At 67.8% G+C, this 22,757-nt stretch carries 15 protein-coding genes and 2 pseudogenes; 9 read left to right on the forward strand and 8 right to left on the reverse strand.

What is annotated here, in order from left to right; translation table 11 throughout:
• Position 1: 1 nt before the first annotated feature.
• A pseudogene (locus NGM07_RS25550) lies at positions 2-316 on the reverse strand (aldo/keto reductase); the annotation flags it as partial.
• 154 nt (positions 317-470) lie between these two features.
• On the opposite strand from NGM07_RS25550, the gene NGM07_RS20175 reads away from it, so the two are divergent.
• The 4 genes from NGM07_RS20175 to NGM07_RS20190 all read left to right on the forward strand — a co-directional run bounded on the left by NGM07_RS20175 (position 471) and on the right by NGM07_RS20190 (position 4,209).
• Positions 471-1,940 carry a sodium-dependent transporter gene (locus tag NGM07_RS20175; protein WP_382194627.1) on the forward strand — a complete coding sequence of 490 codons (1,470 nt, stop codon included), beginning with the start codon at positions 471-473 and terminating at the stop codon, positions 1,938-1,940.
• Positions 1,941-1,995: 55 nt separating this feature from the next.
• Positions 1,996-2,268 (forward strand): DUF8026 family protein, encoded by a 273-nt coding sequence (locus tag NGM07_RS20180; RefSeq protein ID WP_253520719.1) that lies wholly within the window; start codon positions 1,996-1,998, stop codon positions 2,266-2,268.
• Positions 2,265-3,269, forward strand: coding sequence for a proline racemase family protein (locus tag NGM07_RS20185; protein WP_253520660.1), 1,005 nt, complete (start codon positions 2,265-2,267; stop codon positions 3,267-3,269). Before NGM07_RS20180 ends, NGM07_RS20185 begins: the two co-directional genes overlap by 4 nt.
• 223 nt (positions 3,270-3,492) lie before the next feature.
• Positions 3,493-4,209 (forward strand): helix-turn-helix domain-containing protein, encoded by a 717-nt coding sequence (locus NGM07_RS20190; RefSeq protein WP_253520662.1) that lies wholly within the window; start codon positions 3,493-3,495, stop codon positions 4,207-4,209.
• Between the two features lie 33 nt (positions 4,210-4,242).
• Here the strand turns inward: NGM07_RS20190 and NGM07_RS20195 are convergent, their stop codons facing one another.
• A complete protein-coding gene (locus NGM07_RS20195) occupies positions 4,243-5,778 on the reverse strand; it encodes an aldehyde dehydrogenase family protein (RefSeq protein WP_253520663.1) in 1,536 nt (511 codons plus the stop codon).
• Positions 5,779-6,005: 227 nt separating this feature from the next.
• Between NGM07_RS20195 and NGM07_RS20200 the strand changes: the two genes are divergently transcribed.
• Positions 6,006-6,845 (forward strand): proline dehydrogenase family protein, encoded by an 840-nt coding sequence (locus tag NGM07_RS20200; RefSeq protein ID WP_253520665.1) that lies wholly within the window; start codon positions 6,006-6,008, stop codon positions 6,843-6,845.
• Positions 6,846-6,890: 45 nt separating this feature from the next.
• Here the strand turns inward: NGM07_RS20200 and NGM07_RS20205 are convergent, their stop codons facing one another.
• Complete coding sequence (locus tag NGM07_RS20205) at positions 6,891-7,136, reverse strand: hypothetical protein (RefSeq protein WP_253520666.1); 246 nt, start codon at positions 7,134-7,136, stop codon at positions 6,891-6,893.
• Between the two features lie 377 nt (positions 7,137-7,513).
• Between NGM07_RS20205 and NGM07_RS20210 the strand changes: the two genes are divergently transcribed.
• Positions 7,514-7,681 carry a DUF1931 domain-containing protein gene (locus NGM07_RS20210; protein WP_253520668.1) on the forward strand — a complete coding sequence of 56 codons (168 nt, stop codon included), beginning with the start codon at positions 7,514-7,516 and terminating at the stop codon, positions 7,679-7,681.
• Between the two features lie 202 nt (positions 7,682-7,883).
• Here NGM07_RS20210 and NGM07_RS20215 read toward each other — a convergent pair whose 3' ends face one another.
• Entirely contained in the window at positions 7,884-11,552 is a 3,669-nt protein-coding gene (locus NGM07_RS20215) for a glycoside hydrolase family 97 N-terminal domain-containing protein (RefSeq protein WP_253520721.1), read from the reverse strand.
• A 201-nt stretch (positions 11,553-11,753) separates the two neighbouring features.
• Here NGM07_RS20215 and NGM07_RS20220 point away from each other — a divergent pair, with 201 nt between their 5' ends.
• Entirely contained in the window at positions 11,754-12,674 is a 921-nt protein-coding gene (locus tag NGM07_RS20220) for an alpha/beta fold hydrolase (RefSeq protein ID WP_253520670.1), read from the forward strand.
• Between the two features lie 21 nt (positions 12,675-12,695).
• On the opposite strand, the gene NGM07_RS20225 is transcribed toward NGM07_RS20220, so the two are convergent.
• Positions 12,696-14,480 carry an acyl-CoA dehydrogenase family protein gene (locus NGM07_RS20225; RefSeq protein WP_253520671.1) on the reverse strand — a complete coding sequence of 595 codons (1,785 nt, stop codon included), beginning with the start codon at positions 14,478-14,480 and terminating at the stop codon, positions 12,696-12,698.
• 127 nt (positions 14,481-14,607) lie between these two features.
• Here NGM07_RS20225 and NGM07_RS20230 point away from each other — a divergent pair, with 127 nt between their 5' ends.
• Positions 14,608-15,702 carry a phosphotransferase family protein gene (locus NGM07_RS20230; protein WP_253520673.1) on the forward strand — a complete coding sequence of 365 codons (1,095 nt, stop codon included), beginning with the start codon at positions 14,608-14,610 and terminating at the stop codon, positions 15,700-15,702.
• An 18-nt stretch (positions 15,703-15,720) separates the two neighbouring features.
• On the opposite strand, the gene NGM07_RS20235 is transcribed toward NGM07_RS20230, so the two are convergent.
• Positions 15,721-16,776: a TrmB family transcriptional regulator gene (locus NGM07_RS20235; RefSeq protein WP_253520675.1), complete on the reverse strand. Its 1,056-nt coding sequence runs from the start codon at positions 16,774-16,776 to the stop codon at positions 15,721-15,723.
• A gap of 409 nt (positions 16,777-17,185) precedes the next feature.
• Positions 17,186-18,988 (reverse strand): annotated as a pseudogene (locus NGM07_RS20240) (alpha-amylase family glycosyl hydrolase); the annotation flags it as partial.
• Between the two features lie 106 nt (positions 18,989-19,094).
• Between NGM07_RS20240 and NGM07_RS20245 the strand changes: the two are divergent.
• Positions 19,095-21,197, forward strand: coding sequence for a DUF7997 domain-containing protein (locus NGM07_RS20245; RefSeq protein ID WP_253520679.1), 2,103 nt, complete (start codon positions 19,095-19,097; stop codon positions 21,195-21,197).
• A gap of 193 nt (positions 21,198-21,390) precedes the next feature.
• On the opposite strand, the gene NGM07_RS20250 is transcribed toward NGM07_RS20245, so the two are convergent.
• Positions 21,391-22,515 (reverse strand): ABC transporter ATP-binding protein, encoded by a 1,125-nt coding sequence (locus NGM07_RS20250; RefSeq protein WP_253520680.1) that lies wholly within the window; start codon positions 22,513-22,515, stop codon positions 21,391-21,393.
• Positions 22,516-22,757: the final 242 nt, after the last annotated feature.

Here is a 22,757-nt window from a genome sequence, read left to right on the forward strand (position 1 = left end):
TGTTCGGGTCGCCGTCGCGAATCTGCCAGTATATCTTCGAGGCGACGGTGAACCGTTCGCGGTCGCGCTCGGCCAGCCAATCGCCGATCCACTCCTCGCTCTTGCCGCCGCCGTACACGTCGGCAGTGTCGATGTACCGGCCGCCGGCCGCCTCGTAGGCGTCGAGCAGTTTGTGGGCGCGCTCCTCGTCGATTTCGACGTTCCCCTCTTCGGTTTCCTTGCCGAACCGCCAGGTGCCGAACTGGAGTTCGCTGGTCCGGATGCCGGTCGAACCAAACTGGACGAAATCGAGGTCGAGTGCTTCGAGATCGCTCATTGACGGATGGGTGTTCGGAGGTCCCGCTGAAAAGGGTTCAGCAACCGGCAGGCTCGGTGCGGAGGTTCGGGCGACTCCGCGTCGAGCGACGCGGGCCGACCATGGTAGCCCGTGGCTTTAGGCGGCCGTCAGAACATGGTGTGTATGTAATAGCATGCCAGACTCAGAGGCGAGAACGGCCCGAGAAGAGTGGGGCACCCGGTTCGGGTTCCTCATGGCCATGCTCGGTGCGATGGTCGGGGCCGGAAACATTTGGCGACTCCCGTACACCACCGGGCAGAACGGAGGTGGCGTGTTTCTGCTCGCGTACGTGCTCCTCCTGTTCCTGATCGCCATCCCGGGGCTCATGGCCGAGACGATGCTCGGGCGGTACACCCAGAAGGGTGTCGTCGGGTCGTTCAGGGAGATAGTCGGAGACGACCTCTATAGCGGACTCTCGCTCGTCGTCGTTCTGGTCAACGTCGGGGTCATGTCCTACTACGCACCCGTCATCGGCTGGACGATGTACTACGCGGCCAACTCGCTGCTGCTCACGTTCTTCCAGTCCGGGTTCGAGGCGGCGGCGTTCTGGAACTCGTTCACGGGTTCGCCGGTGCTGACGGTCGGGACGCACCCGGTCACGATGGCGGCTATCGCGGTCGTCCTGGCGTTCGGCATCCGCCGGGGGATCGAACGGGTCGTGAAGTACCTGATTCCGTTCCTCATCGTCGCGCTCGTCGCCGTCTCCATCCGCGGACTCACGCTTCCCGGCGGGATGAAGGGACTCGCGTTCGTGTTCACGCCCGACTGGAGTCACCTCCTCCGCGGCGACACGTGGGTCGCGGCCCTCGGACAGGCGCTGTTCTCGACCGGCTTGGGCTGGGGAATCGCGCTGACGTACGGAAGCTACCTCCGCAAGTACGACGACGTTCCGCTCGGCGGCGGCGTGTTCACCGCCGTCGGGAACACGAGCATCGGACTGCTCGCTATCTTCGCGGTGTTCCCGGTCGTGTTCGCGTTCGGACTCGAACCCGCGTCGGGTGCGCAGCTCACGTTCGTCTCGCTGGTGAAGGTGTTCCCGAAGCTCCTGGGCGGACAGGCGTGGGCTATCGTGTTCTTCCTCGGGTTCTTCGCCGCGACGTTCACGTCCGGTATCGCGATCACCGAGGTCGGCGTGACGACGGTCGCCGAGGAGACGCGGCTGAGCCGAACGCAGTCCGTGGCGGCCGTCGTGGCCACCATCTGGCTGATCGGACTCCCGAGCGCGTACTCGTCGGAGTTCCTCGGCGCGATGGACTACGTGTTCGGGAACTTCGGATTCCCGTTCGCGACGCTGACGATCATCCTGCTCGTGGGCTGGAAGTTCGGTCCCGAACGCGCGCGAGTCATCGACGTGAACCGGAGCACCGACCTCTACGTGGGCCGGTGGTGGAACGGCATCGTCAAGTACGTCATCCCGGTCGTGATCGCCTTCATCCTCGGGTACGGCGCGATAAACAGCATCGGAACGGAGAACCAGACGCTCATGATGGGCGGCATCGCCCTGATGGTCGTTCTCTCTCTCGGGAGCGTCCTCGTGATGAAGTTCGTCTCGGAACCGACGCCGACCGAATCGACTTCGTCGACCGTCCAGCGGGGTGACTGACGATGGCGCTCACGACGGCTACCTGGGTCGTGATGCTCGTCGTCGTCACCGTCGTGTGGGGAGCGCTTCGGTGGCGATTCGGCGCTCGCTCGCCGACGAGGAGCGAAAACTCCGGCTCGTGCAGCGACAGGGTGAAATCGACACCTACTCACCGAAAGCGCTCGCCGACCTCCGAACGTGGGTCGAGGAGCACCCCGCGGACCCGTACGCCGACGAGGCGAAGGAACGTCACGACGAGTGCGTCGAGACGCTCCGCCAACTCGACGAACCGTTCTACGACTGGAGCGACGACGAAATCGAATCCCTCGAAACCTTCAACGAAACATGAACGCCGACGTTCGCATCGAAACGGTCGACACTCACACGCAGGGCGAACCGACACGAATCGTGACCGACGGCCTCGACCGGTCGGCCTTCGCCGGCGGAACCGTCGCCGACCAGCGCGACGCCTTCGCCGACTCGCTCGACTGGGTGCGGGAGTTCCTGATGAAGGAGCCTCGCGGTCACGACGACATGTTCGGCGCGGTCCTCGCCGAACCGCGACACGAGAAGGCCGACGTCGGGGCGTTCTTCATGGACAGCGGCGGCTACCTCGACATGTGCGGACACGGGACCATCGGGCTGGTCACGGCGCTCGTCGAACTCGGGGAGGTCGAACCCCGGTCGCCGATCTACCTCGAGACGCCGGCAGGGCTGGTCGAAACGCACCCCGAAGTCGAAGACGGAATCGTGACGTCGGTCGCGCTACGGAACGTCGAGTCGTTCGTGTACGACCGGACGACGGTCACCGTCGACGGGCCGGCGGGCCCGACGGCGATTCCGGTCGACGTCGTCTACGCGGGGAACTTCTTCGCGCTCGTCGACGGCGACGAACTCGGAATCGCCGTCGACACGGCGAACACCGACCGGTTCGTCGAGTACGGTCTCCGGATTCGAGAGCGGGTCAACGACGAACTCGACGTCGTCGATCCGTTCACCGGTGAGGCCGACTCCGTGTCCATCGCGGAGTTCTACCAGTCCACCGCGGAGGCCGACCGGAACGTCGTCGTCTTCGGCGAAGGGTCGGTCGACCGCTCCCCGTGCGGCACCGGCACCTGCGCGAAGATGACGCTGCTGCACGAGAAGGACCGACTCGACGTCGGCGAACCCTACCTGCACGAGAGCATCATCGGAACGCGATTCGAAGGGCGACTCGTGGACGCTCGGGACCGTCGCGGGACGACGGTCGTGACGCCGGAGGTGTCCGGGTCGGCGAGAATCATCGGGAAGCACACGTTCATCAAACAGCCCCACGATTCCCTCGACGGGTTCAGCGTGTCGGCCGACTGACTTCCGACCGCGCGGAAACCGTGTTCCGGCGCGTCGTCCGGAACCGGTTCCGGCAGGCCGACGGATAGACGAGGGGACCGGTCGACGCCACCTCACAGAGGACCGGCCGTCGCCTCACGATCATCGGAATTCGGACAACTTTCCCGAGAGAACCGAACCGAGATAGGAAGATGTTTATGAATTGTTTGCTAACTTGTGGCAAACGTGGGGTGTTCGTGATACTATGAGTGAACTATCGGCGGAGCCGGGAGTCGGCTCGAAGATCACGCTGAAGGTCTGGCATCCGCACTGCTGGACGCTCAGGGTCACCGAGGAAACCGACGCGGGACTGCTCGCCCACACGGTGTACAACACGACCGGCGACACGGTCAAGGCGAACTTCACGGTGTACGGCGACACGACCGACGACGTAGAGGCGCTGATCGAGGCGGCGCGGGCCTCCGAGCTAACGGACAGCGTGGCGGTGATGGAACGGCGCCACGATTTCCGCCAGAACGTGCCGTCGCTGGGGAACACGACGCGCGAACTGTTCGTCGAGTACGACCTGCAGAACAGCATGAGCGACGCGCTGGTCACGCAGGGGTTCGTCCACTACGCGCCGGTTCGAATCGACGACGGCCGGGAGTACTGGCCCGTGTTCACCGACGAGGGTCGGGACGGGCTACAACCGCGAATCGACGCGCTGCGCGAGGAGAAGGACGCCGACGTCGAAGTGACGAAGATCACGTCGCTCGAAACCGAGGAACGGAACGTCGAATCTCGGCTGTACAAGCTGTCCGACCGGCAACGGGAGGTCTTCGAGTTGGCGTGCGAACTCGACTACTACACGTGGCCCAGGGAGATCTCCACCAGGGAACTCGCCGACGAACTCGACATCTCGAAGACGACGCTCCTTGAACACCTGCGCAAAGCCGAAGCGAAGTTGCTGAACCCCGAGTAGTTCCGCCGGACGACCGAGCGGGGGAAGAAACCGTCAGTCGTCCTGCGTTTTGATATCGGCCGACAGCCCCTGAGCCATCTCGATGTCCCTGGAGTTGTTCAGCGTCCACGCCGTACGCTCGGTGACGGCTTCGATGACCTCGCGCCCGCTCGGATAGCCGTTGCCGGACTTCTTGACCCCGCCGAACGGGAGGTGGACCTCTGCGCCGATGCACGGCAGGTTGGCGTACGCGAGTCCGATTTCGGCGTGGTCGCGGTAGTAGTTGATCTGGCGGTAGTCCTCGCTGACGATCGCGCCGGCGAGTCCGTAGTCGGTGTCGTTCTGGAGGGTGACGGCGTCTTCGATGCTACCGGAGTACTCGATGAGGGCGACGTGCGGGGCGAACACCTCCTCGTGGATGCAGCGGAGGTCCTCGTCGTACTCCGTCTCGTAGACGAACGGACCGACCCAGTGGCCGCCCTCGTGACCCTCGGGAATCTCGTCGTCGTCGAGTTCCTCGCGGTCGACCAGCACGTCGACGCCCTCCTCGCGCGCCAGTTCGTTGTACCGGCGGAACTTCTCTTCGTGCTCGGCTTCGATGAGCGGGCCCATGAACGTCTCCTCGTCGAGCGGGTCGCCGACCGAGACGTTCTCCGCGGTTTCGACGAACCGTCGCTTGAACTCGTCGTAGACGTCCTCGTGGACGATGAGACGCTCGGAGGAGACGCAGCGCTGACCCGTCGTCTTGAACGATGACATGATGGCCGAGTGGACCGCGACGTCGAGGTCGGCCTCCTCGGTGACGACGACGGCGTTCTTGCCGCCCATCTCGCACGCCGCCAGCTTGCCCGGTTGGGCCGCGACCTTCTGGGCGACCTGGTGGCCGACCTCCGCCGACCCCGTGAAGAGGACGGTGTCGACGCGGTCGTCCTCGACGATTGCGTTACCGACGTCGCCGAAGCCCTGGACCATGTTGAACACACCCTCTGGGATGCCGGCGTCGTCGAACATCTCGGCGATAATCTGGCCGCACCAGGGGGTCTGTTCGGCGGGTTTCCAGACGACGGTGTTGCCCTCGACCAGCGCGACGGCCATGTGCCAGAACGGGATGGCGACCGGGAAGTTCCACGGCGTGATACAGCCGATGACGCCCCGGGGTTGCCGGCGCATGTAGGCGTCCTTGCTCCCGATTTCGGAGGGGACGATGTCGCCGTGGGGGTGGCGGGCGTTGCCCGCGGCCCACTCGACCATGTGGGCGGCCTCGACCACGTCGGCCTTCCCTTCCGAGATCTCCTTGCCGCACTCCTTGGTGACGATTTCTCCGAGTTCGTCCGTGCGCTCTTTGAGTTCGTGATAGATGTCCCAGAGGTACTCCGCGCGGTCGATGTACGAGAGTTCACGCCACTCCGCTTGCGCGTCTTCGGCCGCCGACACGGCGCGTGCGACGTCGTCTTCGGTGCTGCGACAGAACGTCTTCAGCGAATCGCCCGTCGCGGGGTTCTCGCTCGTGAACTCGTTCTCGCCGGTTCCTTCGGTCCACTCGCCGTCGATGTAGTGACGACCGAGTCGAGTCCCAGTCTGCTGACTCATGCGTTATCGTCCCGGCGGACCGCGGTAATAGACACTCCCTCATATGGTCGGGGGACGGTGCGACGCGGCGGTCGGAGGCGGTGGTCGGATGCGGCGGGCGGAGGCGGCGGTAAGAATGCGACGGGCGGGACGGGGACCGTCCGTCCCGCCCGTTTGTTTCATAGCTATCTACAGTGATTCGTTTGGTAGGGTGTTGCTATAGGGGGGTACAGTCGAACTGTCGAACGATGATCCCGCCGATCGCGAATCGATTCGTGGCTGGAACGACGATGGCCGGAGCGATCGACCACGTCTCGATGCTCAACGACCGGGGCGTCGGTGGAATTCTGAACCTACTGGGCGAGCACTACCACGACGCCGAATCGGCAGTCGAAGACGCGCGGGTCTATCGGGAGCTGATTCGAGCGGTGGACGACAGCGGCGTCGACGCGAGCATCTCCGTGAAACCGTCTCAGATCGGAATCGACGTCGGGGCGGAGACGTTCAGCCAAAATCTAGCCCGTATCGTCGACGCCGCGGCCGACCGCGACGTCTTCGTCTGGGTCGACATGGAGGACCACACGACGACCGACGCGACCCTCGACGCGTTCGAACGGGCCGCGACCGAGCACCGCGGCGGCGTCGGCCTCGCCATCCAGGCGAACCTCAAGCGGACGCGCGACGACCTCGAACGCCTCGCGGAACTCCCGGGGAGCGTCCGCCTCGTGAAGGGCGCGTACGACGAACCGGAGTCGGTCGCGTACCAGCAGAAGGAACGCGTCGACGAGGCGTACAGGGACCACCTCGAGTTCATGTTCGAGGAGTTCGACGACGGCGTCGCCGTGGGAAGCCACGACCCCGCGATGATCGGCCACGCGAAGCGGCTTCACGACGAGTACGGGACGCCGTTCGAGGTGCAGATGCTGATGGGCGTGCGCGACGACGCTCAGTTCACGCTCGCCGACGAGGGGTGCGAGGTCAACCAGTACGTCCCGTACGGCGACAAGTGGATGCTGTACTTCTACCGTCGAATTCGAGAGCGCAAGGAGAACGCGCTGTTCGCGCTGCGCGCCATCGCGGGCGTCTGAACGAGTCCGCCCTCGGGCGAGCACCGTCGACGCATTAGAACGAAATCAGTCGCCTGAAGCGACGTCGGCGTCGGCATCGGCATCGGCATCGGCGTCGTCGCTCCGGCACCGTCGTAGCCCCCTCGAAGAGAGGCGGTACACGCCGCAACTCGTCGTCGTGAGGTGACCCTCCCGGAACAACCGCGTACAGCACCGCTCCACCTCGAAGGGATGTCCGTCGAGTTCGGCGACGACGTCGTCGATGTGCACCGGACCGCGACGGTACAGCAGTTCGAGCAGGCGTCGTTCCATCGGTTCGATCAGTCGGTCCCCCGCGGGTAGCACCACGCACAGTCGTTACAGCGCTCGACACCGTTCACCCAGCGCGTCTCCGCGTCGCAGCGCGGACACCGTCGGTCTAACTCGAGGTTTCGGTGGAACGACATCGTATCTTCGACCTCGTATCGGACGCCGTAATAACCACTCCCGACCATGACCGGGACGATGTGCGCTCGGCCGGAATCGGACGCTTTCGGCCTCGTGACGGCGTTCAGTCGGAAGTTCGGTGTAAGCAGCGAGGTCGCGTTCGTCGACGGTAACGGAGCGCGGTCGCGTACGAACCGTCAAAGCGCAGGACGCGGCCGCGAAACGGATGGTTTTATCTAGTCGAAGCTGAGAGTATCTTCTGCATGGCAGACCTAATCGTCAAAGCGGCCGTCAAGGACGCACTCGAAGGCAAGAACGTCTCCTCGGACTTCTACGACGCGCTCGACGAGCGCGTCGCGGAACTCCTCGAGGAAGCCGGAACCCGAGCGGGTGCGAACGACCGCAAGACCGTTCAGCCCCGCGACCTCTGAGGTCGGCGCACGAACGAACTTTCTCGTTTATCGGACCGACGCCGTAGTCGCTTCACTGTTCCGACTCGTGAGTCCGCCGACCGACGGGAACGGTCCGCGCCGCGCGGCGCGGACCGTCCCCGCTTTCCGTCGTTCTCTAATCGTCCCTCTATCTCTCGGCGGCCCGGCCGGTCGGGCGACCGGCCGGGCCGCCCGATTCGGCTCAGACGTCGTAATCGGGCCGGACGGGGCCGATGGGTCCCGCGTAGAGGCCGCCGCCGCCGCCGGCGTCGTAGACCCGAATCGCGATGACGTTCTCGCCGCCGTAGTTGACGCTCTCCGAGGGCACCCGGTACTTCCGCTCGACCTGCCACGCGGTGGCGAAGCCGTCGTCGGGGCTTCCGCTCTGGCCGACCGTCTCCCCGTTGAAGAAGGTCCGGTCGACGTCGTCTATCTTCCCCAGCGGGACCAGCAGGTCGGCGTCGTACTGCGCCCAGGACTCGGGGACGGTGATGGTCTTGCGGTACCACCCGAAGACGTTGCTCTCGGTGTACCCCGAGTGGTCCTCCCAGTTGGCGGGCAGTTCGACCCGCTCCCAGCCGCTATCGTCGTAGTTCGGGGCCGCCCGGGCCGGGTCGTCGCCGGGTTCGAACAGCCACGTCGGCGAGAGTTCCATCGCCGGCAGCACCTCGACCGTCTGGGCGGGAAGCGCCTCCGCCGCCGACCGGCCGACCCGTATCTCGTGGTCGCCCGCCGAGAGGTAGGGTAACTCGACCTGCGCGGTGGCCTCGCCCTCGCCGGGGGCCAACCGGACGAACGCGCTGGCCACCTCCTCGCCGTCGACGAACACCCCCAGGCGCTCGCCGCCGACGACCGACCCGGCGTTCCGCCCCGAAATCGTGAGGCGTATCGACCCGCCGGAGACGGCGACGTCGGGCGCCTCGAAGCCGGTGTAGGTCTGGTCCGGCGCCTCGTAGGCGGGGACGTCCCGCCGGTCGCCCCCGTCGGCGGGCCGGAGTCGAATCGCCTGACCGCCGCTGGCGGCCATCGAGGCGACGGCGGTCGTCCCGGGGTCGACCAGCAGTTCGTCGACCCGGACGTCGGTGGGGTTCTCGTCGTAGCGGGTGCCGGCCGCGTCCGAGTAAATCTCCGCGACGTACTTCGGGCCTCGCGGCGCGCCGCGGCCGTCGGCGTTCTCGTCACGGGGGCTGAGGAACGAGAGCGGGACGTCGACGGCGCGGCCCGCCCCGTTCGTCATCGCGCCGACGTACCACTCCTCGCCCTTCCGGCGGGCGGTGACGACGTACTCGCCGATTTCGGCGTCGACGACGGTCGTGTCGTCCCACCCGCCGGCCGGGACCACGGCGAGGAAGTCGAACTCGCGCTCGGTTTCGAAGTTCTCGGCCTCGGGGGCGTAGCCCTCGTACGCCTCGGGAATCGGCGACTCCGCGCCGTGCTCGGTGACCGCGACCGTGTTGAGGTTGAACCCGCCGACGTCGCCGGTGAACATCTCGCCCGAATCGTCGTAGTGGAGTTCGACGGCGACGGTGTTGTCGCCCGCTGTGAGTTCGACCGAGGTCGTGAACACCCGCCAGTCGTCCCAGTACTCGGTGAACGGCGGTTCGAGGGTCCGGGTCTCGCCGTTGACCCGGAGCGTGGCCCGCGGCCCGCCGGCGTCGATGACGCGCTGGGAGTTCTCATTGGGCGCGCTGGCGTACCGGAGGTGGAGGTCGTAGGTCCCGTCGGCCGGCACGTCGGTCACCGCCCACGACGCCGACGACCCTGACGGCACCCGGTTGGGGTCGACCGCGACGTAGTTGGTCCCGAAGGCGTTCCGCCAGTTGTCGGCGGTGACGAACGCGCCGAGGTCGCCGCTGGCCGCCTGGAGGAGTTCGCCGACCGAAAGCTCGGGGTTCACGTAGGCCTCGATGCGGTCGGCGGCCATCTGCAATCCGGCGTTGTAGTTGGGGTACATCGCGAGCTGTTTCGCCCGCGTCGTCTGTATCTGCCCGCCGGTGTCGTCGTGGAACGTGATGTCGAAGATGCCGGGCTGATAGCTCGCCGGGCCGGCGAGCATCCGGGTGAACGGCAGCGTGACGTGGTGGTCCGTGCCGACGTCCGACCCGAGCGCGGTGAAGCCGTCGTACTCCTGGGCCTTGACCGTCTCCGTCGACGCGAGGTTGGGGTAGGTGCGGCGCTTGCCGGTGGGCTTGTCGGCCTCGTGGCGTTCGAGCAACTGCCGGTTGCCGGCGGCGCGCCGCGCGACCAGTTCGTGGTGGTTCACCGCGATCTGGCTGTGGTGGTTGGTCGTCGCCGTCCCGCCGTCACCCTCGTGGCCCAGGCCGTTGTCGTTGACGTAGCCGTTCTTGATGCTCCGGATGTGGTTGTCCTCGTAGAACGCGAAGATGTCGTCGTTCAGTATCTGGTCCTCGTAGTTGGGGAGGTTCCCCGCGGTTTCGTTGTGAGCGGTCATCTCGACGCTCGGGTCGAGCGACTGGCCGTAGTCGGTGACCGCTGGCAGGTCGAAGTCGGGATACGACTCGTCGAAGTCCATCGACACTCCGGACCCGGGGTAGCTATCCCATCCCCGATTCCAGCCCTCGACGAGCACGCTCTCGACGCCGTTCTCGCTGGCGAACCGCATGTACCGCTTCATGCGCTCGGTGCGGGCGCCGTGGATGTACGCCGCCGGGTCGCCGCCGTTCGCCTCGATGTCGGCGTCGGACTTGTACTCCCAGTTGGCGTTGCCCGCGATCATCGTCCACCAGATGCCGACGTACGTCCGGGGCGTCATCCAACTCGTGTCGGGTTCGCCGCCGACGGTCGGCAGCACCGACTCGTCGAGGTCGTCGTTGAGTAGCGGAATCAGCGACGACTCCATCAGGTCGCCGGGGTTGCGCCCGAGTTGGACGGTCCGCCAGGGCGTCGCCAGCGGGGGTTCGGCCGACACCTTCGTCCCGTCGGGGAGCGGCGCGAGTTCCGCCGAGAAGTCGGTTCCGCCCTCCGTCGACCGGGGTGCGAGCGACATCGTGGCGTAGTCGGTGAGGTCGGCCTCGTGGACGCTCAGGTACGCGTCCTCGCCGGCCCTGACCGTGAACGGGGTGTGGGCGCCGTTCCGGACGGCGTTCCCGTTCGGGCGGGTCGTCCGGGTGCCCGACTCGACCTCGCTGAGTTTCGTCCGCTGGTACTCCTGTTCGAACCGCGGGTTGACGAACTCGTTCGGAATCCACCAGGCGTCGTAGTCGTCGTCGAACGCGAACCGCGTGTTCTCGGCGGTGACGACGGTCCGTCCGGCGTTGCTCGCGAAGTCCTCGCCGAGGACGAACCGGAAGCCGAGTCCGTCGTCGAACACGCGGAATTCGAGGTTCGCCGACCGGCCCGGGCCGGCCGTCTCGGCCAGTCCGACCCGGAGGTAGCTGTACTCCGCCTCGATGCGGTCGTACTGGTCCCATATCGGCTCCCAGCGCTCGGTTTCGGTGCCGCGCTCGGTGCCGGTTATCGTGACGTCGGCGCCGTCGGCGCCGTCCGACGCCGCGCCGAACGTCGACTGGTTACGGAACTCGAAGCCCAGCGCCGACGGCTCGAGGTACGTCGTCCCGTCGAACGAAACCGCGTACGTCGGCACGCCGTCGGCGGCGTCGACGGTCACCTCGACGGCGCCGTCGGGCGACGTGACGCGCTGAGTGTCGCCGTCGCGCTCGTTCGCGATTCGCCCCGAAACCGTCTCGGGCACCGACGCGGAGTAGGCCGCGGCGGCAAGCAGTCCGGCCGCGCCGCCGAGGAATCCCCGCCGACCGAGCGTCTCGGCCGGCCGCGACTCGTCGTCGTTCGATTCCGCGCCGCCCGATTCGCCTCGCCCGGTTCGCCCGTTTTCGTCTGGGTCGCTCGCCATTCCACGAACCGGTTGACAGCTACGGAATATAAAATTTATTGCCGAACGAAGTAATTACTCTTCGTATGCGTCCGGAGTCGAACGTCGCCCGGCGCGACCCGCCGCAGGCGTCGAAACCTCCGCACGAAGGACGGTGACGTTATAAAGCAACCCCGGTGGCGGGGCAGCGAACTCATTCGATTCGGAGGAGACGTTCGACGCATGGACGACCGGACGACGTGGAACCACGACACCGTCGCGGCCAACGGACTCTCGTTCCACTACGTCGAAGCGGGTCGCGGCCCGCTCGTGCTGTTACTCCACGGTTTCCCGGAGTTCTGGTATTCGTGGCGCGAACAACTCACTCCGCTCGCCGACGCCGGCTATCGGGCCGTCGCGCCGGACCTTCGGGGCTACAACGGGACCGAGAAGCCGACCGGCGTCGAACGGTACGCCGTCGACGAACTCGTCGCCGACGTGGCGGAACTCGTCGAGGCGCTCGACCACGAGACGGCCCACCTCGTCGGACACGACTGGGGCGGTTTCCTCGCCTGGGAGACGGCGAGTCGGCGGCCCGAAGTGGTGGACCGACTCGTCTCCGTCGGCGTCACCCATCCCGTCGCGTTCGACCGCGGACTCGACCGATTCGACCAGTTCCGGCGGGCGTGGTACACGTACTTCTTCCGACTCCCGGGGCTTCCCGAGCGGGCGCTTCGCGCGAACGACTACGCGGCCCACGAGCGGATGGTTTCGGACGGAGTCGGACGCGACGACGCCTTCGACGCCGCCGACTTCGAGCGCTATCGAGACGCGCTCGCCGAACCCGGGGCGCTCACCGCGATGGTGAACTACTACCGCGCGAACCTCGGCAAGCGCTTCCTCCGCAAACTCGTGTTGCCCCGGTTCGGGCGACGCGTCTCGTCGACGGGGTTCGAGGCCGGCCGGATTACGGCTCCCACGATGATACTCTACGGCGAACGGGACCACTTCGACGCGGCGGCGATGTTCGACGGCGTCGACCGGTGGGTCGAGGACCTGCGACTCGAACGCTTCCCCGACGCCGGCCACTGGGTCCAACTGGAGCGTCCGTCCCGGACGAACGAACTGCTCCGCGAGTTCCTCGGCGACGCCGGCGACGGGTAGGGCGTCCCGCGCTGGGGTTCGTCAGTCGTCGGCCGCCCCGACCTCGACCAGCGCGTCGGGGGCGACCGACGCGTACCGAGAGACAGACGCGAAGACGTCGTCGTCCGCCGCGAAGCGGTCGCCCGACGCGACGCCGTAGGCCTCCGCGTCGCCGAACCGCGTCTCGACGAACCGTCGGGCGACGAGCGCCTTCCGGGCGTCCTCTCGCTCGTCCAGTTGCCGTTGCGCTTCCTCGAGCAACAGCGCGGCCGAGACGACGTCGAATATCAGGTCGGCGAGTCGTTTCGCGTGGTACTGGGCGTAGTCGGCGTCCTCGGTCGCCAGCGTCCCCAGGCCGGCCTGGAGTTCGCGGAACTTCTCGTCGGCGTCGGCGGCGAGGTCCTCGAGAAGCGAGTGGTCGAGGTCGACGGCGTCGAGTTTCTCCCGGACGTACGGAATCAGCGCCTCGTAGGCGTCCTCGCGGTTCAACGCGCGGAGCACGTCGAGCGCGAGGACGTTCGACGGCCCCTCCCAGATGGGCAGCACCTGGGCGTCGCGGTGCAGGCGCTCGACGGTGTGTTCCCGGACGTAGCCGTTGCCGCCCAGCACCTCCATCGCGTAGGAGGTCGCGTCGACGGCCGTCCGCGCGGTCCTGTACTTCGCGACGGGGACGAACAGTCGCATCAGCCGATAGGCGTCGGAGTCGTCGCCGACCCGCTCGCGCACGTCGAGCAGTCGCGCCGCTTCGAACGTGAAGGCGGCCGCGGCCTCGTAGTCGACGGTCATGTCCACGAGGTCCCGGCGCATCAGCGGGTGTTCGTCGAGGGGCTTGCCGAACGCCTCCCGCCGGGCGGCCCGCACCTTCGCCTCCAGGAGCGCCCGGCCCATCACGCCCACCGCGCCCGCCGCGTTCGTCAACCGCTCGAAGTTCATCATCTCGGCCATGTACCGGAACCCCGACTCCGGCTCGCCGACGAGGTACGCCTCGGCGCCCTCGAACTCGATTTCGCCCGTCGGAACCGAGACGGTCCCGAGTTTGTCCTTCAGTCGCCGGAAGTGGGCCTCGTTGACCTCGCCGTCGGGTCCGGTGCGCGGCACGAGGAACAGCGACAGGCCGGCGACGCCGTCGGGAGCGTCCGGCGTGCGCGCCAGCGCCAGCGCGCCCTCGGCGTCGATATTCGAGCAGAACCACTTCTCGCCGTACAGTCGGTAGACGCCCGCCTCGTCGGTGGGTTCGGCGCGCACCTCGTTGGTCCCCACGTCGGACCCGCCCTGCTCCTCGGTGAGGAACATCGCCCCTTCGATGTGGTCGTCGAGACTGCGGGACGTCAGGCGCTCGAAGTACTCCGCGAGCGCGCCGTCGTCGAACTTCTCCAGGATGATGGCGACGCCGGTCGTCATCGAAACCGGACAGCAGAACCCGATGTCGACGTAGCACAGCAGCGCCTGCATCGTCAGCGCGTGGGTCAGGCCGACGGGTTCGTCCCGACCCGGCGGCGCGTGGAAGGGGTCGTGGGTCAGCCCGAACTCCTCGTAGGCTATCTCCTCCTGCTCGCGCAGGAGCGGGTGGTACTCGACCTCGTTCAGTCGCTCGCCGTACTTGTCGAACGACCGGAGTTCGTGGCCCGCCTCGTCGATGCGGTCGGCGGCGTCGGCCATCCGGTGGCCCAGCGCCTCGCCGAACGCCGAGAGGACCGGTTCGGCCCACTCGAACTCGTCGTCGGGGTAGACGCGCCGCGCTTCGAACCGGAGCGTCGGGTCCATCTCCCAGTAGTTGCAGTCGCGGCCCTCCTCGAGTCGGGCGTAGTCTATCGGTTCCGAGGGCATGTTACCGAACGGTCGCGGCGAGTTGTCATAAATCCAACCCGGCGAAGCGCGCGTCGGCGCGCACCGTTTGGGTGACCATCCCACACCTCCGGGAGTCTTTTTTGAGCACCCCGCGTTCCGTCGGACTATGACCGCGACCGGGACGGACGTGGACGCCGCCGCGCTCGAATCGTACCTCTCCGCGGAACTGGGCGCGGCCGTGAACGGAACCGAGGTGCTCCACGACGGACTCAACCTCGTCGTCGCCGTCTCGACCGTCGCGGACGGCGACGCGTACGTCCTTCGACGGCCGAAGAAGCTGCGAGACGCCAGTTACATGAACGGAATAGAGCGGGAGTACCGAGTGCTGGAACGACTCGCCGAAACCGAGGTTCCAACCCCGGAGCCGGTGGCGTTCTGCACCGACGAGTCGGTTCTCGGCGGCCCCTTCTTCGTCATCACCCGCCTCGACGGCGCGGCGGTTCCGCTCGGCTCGGACCTGCCCGAGCGATTTCAGAACCCCGAAGCGCGCGGTCGCGTGGCCGATCTGCTGGTCGATACGCTGGCCGAGATTCACTCCGTGGACGTCGACCCGTTCGAGGGCGTCTGCGACCGCGTCACCCCGCGCGAACAGGTCGTTCGCGCGACGGAGCGACTCGACGAGACGACGGGCGTGACGGGCCGGGAACTCCCGACGCTCCGCTCGGTGGGGGACTGGCTCCTAGAAAACGCCCCGTCCGACCCGGAAATCACCCTGGTTCACGGGGACTTCCGGCCGGGCAACGTGCTGTTCGCAGGGGCCGACCGCCCCGAGATAACCGGCGTACTCGACTGGGAGACGGCGATGCTCGGAGACCCGCTGACCGAACTCGGCTACCTCCTGCTCCGGTGGCGCGACGACGGCGACCTGACGCCGTCGCTGGCCGAACTCCGGGCGCGGTACGATAACGAGGACGCGATACGGGACCTGGAGGAGAGGAACGAAGAGGGACTCGCCCCGTTCACGGCGAGAGCCGGTAGCCCCAGAAGACGCGAACTGGTCGCTCGGTACGAGCGGCGAACTGGTCGCTCGTTCTCGAACGAGCGGTTCTACCGGGCGCAAGCGGCGTTCCTCCTCGCGACGGTCTGGGAGGACCTCCACCGCCACCGACTGGAAGCGGGCGCGGCGTCCGACTGGGAGCCGTACGTCGACTACGCGTCGATGCTCGCCCACAGCATCGTAAAGGGGGACCTCCGACTGTAGCGGGAGCGCCGACCCCGGTCACTCCGCGAACGCCAGGTCGACCGCCTCCGCTTCGAAGTCCTCGACGAACGCGCCCTCGCCGCCGACGAGGTACCGGCCGGCGCCCGTCTCGACGACGAGCGCCGCTTCGACCGGAAACGAGTTGTTCGCGGGTTCGACCAGTCCCTGCCGGACTGCCACGACCCGACCCTCGATTTCGTCGGGGCCGTCGTCGTCCTCGTCGACCGGACGCCCCCGGACGGTAGCGACGACGTCGGCGCCCGCCCGGAGGTGGAGGGTCGCCTGCAGGACCGCCTGCCGGAAGTCGTCGTACGTCTCGGGCAGGTCGTGGGGGTCGGCGACGTACACTTCCTGGGCCATCGGCCAGTAGTTACCGAAAAAGGAGCCGATCATGACCGGGGCGAGCTGGCGCTGGGTGAACGCGATGGCGCGCTCGCCGCTGTTCGACCGTGCGATCATCGCGGGCGGGGCGACGATGCTCCGGGTCCGGTCGGCGGTTATCATCGTCGGCATCGACTCCCGCCAGGCGCGGGCGACGGTGGCGACCCCGTCGAGACCGAGGTCGGCGGCGGGGTCGGCGCCGGTGACGACCAGCAGAACGAGGACGCCGCGGTCGACCGCGTCGCGCAGTTCGTCGGCCACCTCCGAGAGGCGGTCGTACGGCAGCGACAGCGCCACCTCCTGTTCGGCCTCGCGGATGAGCGCGGTCACGCGCTTGAGCACCGTCACGCGGGCTTTGATGACCTCGAACTCGTCGGACTGGGGCGCGACCCGGGAGTAGCGGGCTTCGAGCGCGGGCCGCATCTGCTCGGCGTGGTCGGTGAGCGAAGCGACGACCTGCTCGGGCGGGACGGCCCTGATGGTCGCGGGCACCGCGTGGTCGTTGACCGAGACGAACCCCCGTTCCTCCAGTTCCTCGCTGACGCTGTAGACGTACCGCTTGGAGACGCCGGCGTCGTCGGCGACGACGCTTGCCTTCGCTTCGCCGTGGTCGAGTACCGTCAGATAGATGTCTATCTCCTTGTCCGAGAAGCCGAACTCCCGCAGCAGTCGAGAGAGCATCGGGTCGTCCATCGTTCACAGATGGCCCGGGACGGCACTTAAGGACCGTGTATCGCGCAACTCGCGAGTCCGATAGGATTCGCGCGGCGGGGTCGACCGGTCGCGCATCGCGCTCACACTCGCCTTCGAGGACGACCGCGTCGGCGACCTCGACGACGGTTTCGTCGGACCCGCCCGCGCCCGCCCCGGCGGCGACCGACTCGCCGGTCAGCAGGTCGGTCGTCCCGACGGGTTCGCCGACCGCCACGTCTCGGGGTTCCGCGCCGAAGTTGAGGACGACCACGAGTCGGGAGTCGCCGTCGTCGCGGGCGTAGGCGACCGTTCGGTCGTCGCCAGAGCTATCCGGACACGCCCACTCGACGCGCTCGACGTCGCCCGTCCGCAGGACCGACCGGCGACGCCGCAGGCGCGAGAGCCGCCGGTGAAACGCGGTGAGCGCGTCGTCGCCGTCGTGCCACTTCATCTCGCCGCGCTGTTCGGAGACGCCCCGCTCCTGGCCGTAGTAGATCATCGGCGCGCCCGGCAGGGTGAACGTCGCGGCGGCGGCCGCCGGGAGCGCAGCCCGGCCGCACTCTTCGAGGTAGCGCGTCTCGTCGTGGTTCTCGACGTACCGGAGCAGCAGCGACGACTCGGGGAAGCCCTCTCGGTGGTTGGCGTCCAGCGCGTCGAACAGCGCGGCGGCGGGGGCCTCACCGTTGCCGATATCGCGGAGCGCACCGTAGAGCGCGGTGTCGTAGTGGGCGTCGAACTCGTTCTCGTGGAACTGGGGGTCCCGCGGGATGGTCTCGTCGAGCAGGAAGAACTCCGAATCCTCGGCCTTCACTCGCTCGCGGACCTCCTTCCAGAAGCCGTGGGGGACGCCCCACGCCACGTCGGCCCGGAACCCGTCGACGAGCGGCGCCCACTCGTCGACCACGTCGAGCATCCACGACCGCACCGCTAGCGAGTCGTAGTTTAGGTTGGGGATGCGGGTCCAGTTGAAGTAGTAGCCCGGCGCGCCCGTGCCCGCCCAGTCGACGTCGTCGGTGTCGACGAAGTCGCGGTCGGCTTCCGCGGGGTCGGCAGGCACCCGCTCGTAGTGGTCGGCGTACTCGGGGACGCCCGCCGAGTGCATCTGGAACGCGGGGTGGTCCCGGGAGGTGTGGTTGACGACGAGGTCGAAGACGACCCGGATACCGGCCTCGCGGAGTCGCCCGACCAGCGATTCGAATTTCTCGCGGGTACCGAGGTCGCTCGCGGTGTCGAAGTAGTCGGTGACGTGGTAGCCGTGGTCGGTGGGGCTCTCGACGACCGGCGTGAGCCACAGGCAGTCGACGCCGAGCGATTCGAGGTACGGCACTCGACGCTCTATCTCCTCGAAGGTCGTCTCGACGGTCTCGCCCGCGAACCGCCGGACGAATATCTGGTAGACGGTGGCGTGGCGCGCCCACTCGGGCGGGTCGTTGGGCCGGGAGACGGCCACGTCGCCGTCGGCGGAGACGACCAGGGTGTCGGCGACGCCGTGGCGCTCGGCGACCGGGACGGCGTGGACGCGCGCCAGTTCGGGGAGGTCGGCGACCGGGACGCGGAGTTCGTCGCCGTCCTCGGTGACGGCCGACTCCGCGAGGTCGTCGCGGTCGTCCAGCCAGAACTCCACGTCCGGGTCGCTCCCGTCGGGCGCGGCCTCGGCCTGTGCGGTCACGACCAGCGTCTCGCCTTCGACGTGACCCTCCAGGTGGACGCGGGGCCGCCCCGTCCCGGGAACCGAGACCTCGACCGTCCGGGTGTGCTCGAAGTCGTCGTCGAAGACGCAGATGCCCTCGTGGTCGCCCGGCGGCAGGTCGAGGTCGGCGACGTACGCGTCGCCCTCACGGACCATCGCGTCGCGGCCGAGCGTGTACTCGTTGAACGGACCGATAAGAGAGACGTCGCCGACCTCGTCCTCCGGCAGGGGCAGGTCCGAGACGGGGAGACTGAACTGAGTCTCCCGGCGAGGGTCGGGGAACGCCCGGACGGTCTGGCGGTGGGTCCCGTCGGGAGCGTCGAGTTCGAGCGCGTACGCGCCGGGCGCGTCGGGTTCGAGGTGGACGACCGCGCCGTCGCTGACTGCGCGGTCGTCCAGCGCGCTGTCCTCCGGGCTATCGACGAGCGTCCAGGCGAACGTCGCGTCGGGATTCGGACGTCGGGGCGCGAGTTCGACCGATTCGCCGACGGCGACGAATCTGGGCGGACCGGGTTCGTGCATACTCCCACGGGGCGTGGCGACACACTTCACTGTTCCGCAATTCGTGTACGTGTGAACAACTATTACACCAAAGGTTATTAACCGGGGCGCCGCGTCCGTTCCGCCAATGCAACTCCGCGACGCCCTCGACGACTTCAAACGACACGAGGGCCACGAGACGCGCTTTCCCGGCGAGCGCCGGACCACCGCAGGACTGTTCTCCGGATACACGCCCGCCGCCGACGACGCCAGACTCGTCCACGTCGGCCGCGGCGGCCGACTCCGAGACTTCGGGTCGCCGCTCACCGGTCGCAACGGCCTCGACGTCTCCCGACTGGGCGTGCGACGCGGCGGCGAGGTGACCTGGTTCGACGACTGCGAGACAGTCGACCAGCGTTACGACGGCGCGACGACGCTCGTCGTCACCGAGCACCGACTCCCCGACGGCGAGACGCTCGTCCAGTACGACCTCACGCTCGGACCCGCGCACGTGACCCGCGTCGAGCGTGGAGAGGTCGGACGAGACGTCGAGGAAGGCGACGAGTTCGAACTCGTCGCCTTCCTCGGCTTCGGTCCGGACGGCCGCGACACGGGAATCGGACAACTCCACCACGCCGACGCCGTCGAGGTGTACCACGACGACGAACACGACTTCGTCGCCGGCGCGGCCGGGTTCGACGCTCGCGGATGCGTTCCGGCCGACTTCGCGCGATTGCTCGACGCCGACCCGGTCGAGCGCCCCCGGACCGACGAGGGCGGCCGCCGGGAGGAGGCCAGTCTGAGCGGCGACGTTCTCTGCGAACTCCGCTTCGCCGACGGCGCGGCAACGTTCGCGACCTTGTTGACCGACGCCACCGAAACCGACCGCGAGGCCGCACTCGACCGCCTCGCGGCGGTGCTGGACGACTACGTCGACGTCGACTCTCTGAAGCGGGCCGCCGCTGAGCGCGCGCCCGCGGTTCCCGACGGCCTCCCCGAGTCCGACGCGGTGACGGCCGACCTCCGGGCCGTCGGCGCGCTGTCGGCTTCCACCGGCCTCCGCATCGCCGGCCCGGAGTTCGACGCCTACTACGCCCACTCGGGCGGCTACGGCTACACCTGGTTCCGCGACGACGCCGAGATCGCCCGGTTCCTCCTGCGCGCCGACCGCCGGTTCGACCTCGGCCTCGGCGACTGGCACGCCCGGAGCGCCGACAGCTACTGCGCGACCCAACTCGCCGACGGGGCGTGGCCCCACCGCGTGTGGCCGCGCAACCGGACGCTCGCGCCCGGGTGGGCGAACAGCCACCTCGCGGCCGGCGAGGGGACCGACTACAGCGAGTACCAGGCCGACCAGACCGCGAGCGTCGCCGCGTTCCTCGCCGACGCGCTCGCCGACCTCGACGCCGACCGCGCCGACCGGGCGCGCGAGACGCTCGCGGCCGCGCTCGACGGACTCGACCGCACCGTCGAGGGAGACGGCCTCCCGGTGGCCTGCCAGAACGCCTGGGAGGACGCCGTCGGCCGGTTCTGCCACACCGCCGCGACGTTCCTCGAAGCCTACGCGACGGCGGCCGCGACCGACGCGGCGTTCGCCGACCGCGCCGCCGAGGGGGCCGACCGCGTCTACGACGCACTCGACGACCTCTGGGTCCCCGATAGGGGCGTCTACGGCTACCGAATCGTCGCGGAAACCGTGGAGGGCGAGGAGGGGGAAGTCGGCGACGTCGACCCCCGGTGCGACTCGGCCTCGCTGGCGCTGGCGAGCGCCCACCTCGCGTACGACCGGGTGAGCGAGGTCGACGACCGCCGCCTCGACAGACTGGTTTCGCACGTCCGGACCGTCGTGGACGCACTCCACCGCGACCCCGCGGGGAGTCCGGTCCGGGGCCTCGCGCGCTACGAGGGCGACGACTGGCGGACCCGCTCGCAGGACGGCGAGAAAATCTGGACGGTTTCGACCGCGTGGGGCGCGTTCGCGTGCGCGAACCTCGCGGCGCTGCTCTCGGACCGCGGCGACCGGCGCGCCGGGGAGTTCGCGGAGAAATCGCGGGACCTGCTGAGTCTCGTCATGCCCGACGGGCCGCTCTGTCCGAACGGCGCGCTGCTCCCCGAGCAGGTGTTCGACGACGGGACGCCCGACAGCGCCACGCCGCTGGGGTGGCCACACGCGCTTCGGACGGCGACGCTGGCGCTGCTGGACCGCGAGGGGATGTTACACGAGGAGCCGGCGGCGGTCGCCGAAGATTAGTGCCGACCCGGCCGCGTTCGACAAAGTCCTGGCTGAACGCTCTGCGTTCGGGACCGCACCCTCGGTCGCCGTCACACGGACGCTATGGGTAATCGTCGTCGCGGTCCTGCTCGGTGCTATTCGGCCGCTCGTCCTCTCACGAAGCGAAAACAGCGAGTCGTTCGACCGAATTCCTTTCTCGAAACGCCCGCGCTCAGACGGTCGGGGCCGCCGACCGCTCGGGTTCGTACAGCAGCGATTCGCCGTCTTCGGCGTCGAAGAGGTGGACGTCGTTCGCGTCGAACGCGACGTGGACCGTCTCGCCCCGCGTCGGCTGGACGCCCGAGTCGACCCGCGCGATGAAGTCCTCGCCCAGGCCGAGGTGGAGGTAGTTGTCAGAGCCGACCGGTTCGACGACCTCGACGGTGGTTTCGACGGCCTCGCGCCCCGGTCCGGCGACCGAGACGTCCTCGGGCCGGACGCCGAGTCGGACCCGGTCGCGGCCCCGGACGGCGCTCCGGAGTCGCTCGTCGGCGAGTTCGTAGTCGAAGCCGTCCGCGCCGACGAGCCGTGTCGTCCCGCCCTCCTGCTCGACGGCCACCGTCAGGAAGTTCATGCTCGGCGAGCCGACGAACCCGGCGACGAACTCGTTGGCCGGGTCGTCGTACACTTCCGTGGGCACGCCGGTCTGCTGGAGTTCGCCGCCGTCCAGGATGACGATGCGGTCGCCCATCGTCATCGCCTCCTCCTGGTCGTGGGTCACGTAGATGGAGGTGGTGCCGAGTTCGTCCTGAAGCCGCTGAATCTCGGTTCGCATCGTGGTCCGGAGCTTCGCGTCGAGGTTCGAGAGCGGTTCGTCGAACAGGAAGACGTCGGGGTCCCGGACGATGGCGCGGCCGAGCGCCACCCGCTGTTTCTGGCCGCCAGAGAGTTCGTCGGGCTTCTGGTCGAGCAGGTCCTCGATGCCCATCATTTCGGCGGTTTCGCGGACCTTCTCGCGGCGCTCGTCCTTCGAGAGGTCGGTGGACATCCGCAGGCCGAACGCCATGTTCTGCGCGACTGTCTTGTGGGGGTAGAGCGCGTAGTTTTGGAACACCATCGCCACGTCGCGCTCGCGGGCGTGGACGGCGGTCACGTCCTCGCCGTCGACGAAGATTCGCCCGGCGGTCGGTCGCTCGAGACCTGCGATCATCCGGAGCGTGGTGGACTTTCCACAGCCCGACGGTCCGACGACGGTGATGAACTCCCCGTCTTCGACGTCCAGGTGGATGTCGTCGACGGCCACGATCCGACCGTTGGTATACTCCTTCCTGAGCGCGTCCAGCGTTACTGTCGCCATCTTTCCCGTGAGTACGTCTCCCACGCTTTAGTTCTTGCCCTCTTCGTCGAATATGTGATGCATTATTTCGTCGCTCTTTTTTCTCCGTTCGCCGAGTTCCGTCGGTCGGCGTCGGCCCAAAGGCCGACACGTTTATGCCAATTCGACGAACTGGAGCTACGAAACGCCGTTTCGTCCGGTTTTCGGTCCGAACGAAGACTTCTATTCCGCGTGAAAGACCGTGTTGGAACCCGAGGATTTAA

This window comes from Halorussus vallis (assembly GCF_024138165.1).
GTDB classification, from domain to species: Archaea; Halobacteriota; Halobacteria; order Halobacteriales; family Haladaptataceae; genus Halorussus; species Halorussus vallis.

Excerpts from the sequence above, each read along its gene's own strand:
- NGM07_RS20175 (WP_382194627.1), top strand. The coding sequence starts at position 471 with ATGCCAGACTCAGAGGCGAGAACGGCCCGAGAAGAGTGGGGCACCCGG.
- NGM07_RS20185 (WP_253520660.1), top strand. The coding sequence starts at position 2,265 with ATGAACGCCGACGTTCGCATCGAAACGGTCGACACTCACACGCAGGGC.
- NGM07_RS20190 (WP_253520662.1), top strand. The coding sequence starts at position 3,493 with ATGAGTGAACTATCGGCGGAGCCGGGAGTCGGCTCGAAGATCACGCTG.
- NGM07_RS20195 (WP_253520663.1), bottom strand. The coding sequence starts at position 5,778 with ATGAGTCAGCAGACTGGGACTCGACTCGGTCGTCACTACATCGACGGC.
- NGM07_RS20200 (WP_253520665.1), top strand. The coding sequence starts at position 6,006 with ATGATCCCGCCGATCGCGAATCGATTCGTGGCTGGAACGACGATGGCC.
- NGM07_RS20205 (WP_253520666.1), bottom strand. The coding sequence starts at position 7,136 with ATGGAACGACGCCTGCTCGAACTGCTGTACCGTCGCGGTCCGGTGCAC.
- NGM07_RS20210 (WP_253520668.1), top strand. The coding sequence starts at position 7,514 with ATGGCAGACCTAATCGTCAAAGCGGCCGTCAAGGACGCACTCGAAGGC.
- NGM07_RS20215 (WP_253520721.1), bottom strand. The coding sequence starts at position 11,552 with ATGGCGAGCGACCCAGACGAAAACGGGCGAACCGGGCGAGGCGAATCG.
- NGM07_RS20220 (WP_253520670.1), top strand. The coding sequence starts at position 11,754 with ATGGACGACCGGACGACGTGGAACCACGACACCGTCGCGGCCAACGGA.
- NGM07_RS20225 (WP_253520671.1), bottom strand. The coding sequence starts at position 14,480 with ATGCCCTCGGAACCGATAGACTACGCCCGACTCGAGGAGGGCCGCGAC.
- NGM07_RS20230 (WP_253520673.1), top strand. The coding sequence starts at position 14,608 with ATGACCGCGACCGGGACGGACGTGGACGCCGCCGCGCTCGAATCGTAC.
- NGM07_RS20235 (WP_253520675.1), bottom strand. The coding sequence starts at position 16,776 with ATGGACGACCCGATGCTCTCTCGACTGCTGCGGGAGTTCGGCTTCTCG.
- NGM07_RS20245 (WP_253520679.1), top strand. The coding sequence starts at position 19,095 with ATGCAACTCCGCGACGCCCTCGACGACTTCAAACGACACGAGGGCCAC.
- NGM07_RS20250 (WP_253520680.1), bottom strand. The coding sequence starts at position 22,515 with ATGGCGACAGTAACGCTGGACGCGCTCAGGAAGGAGTATACCAACGGT.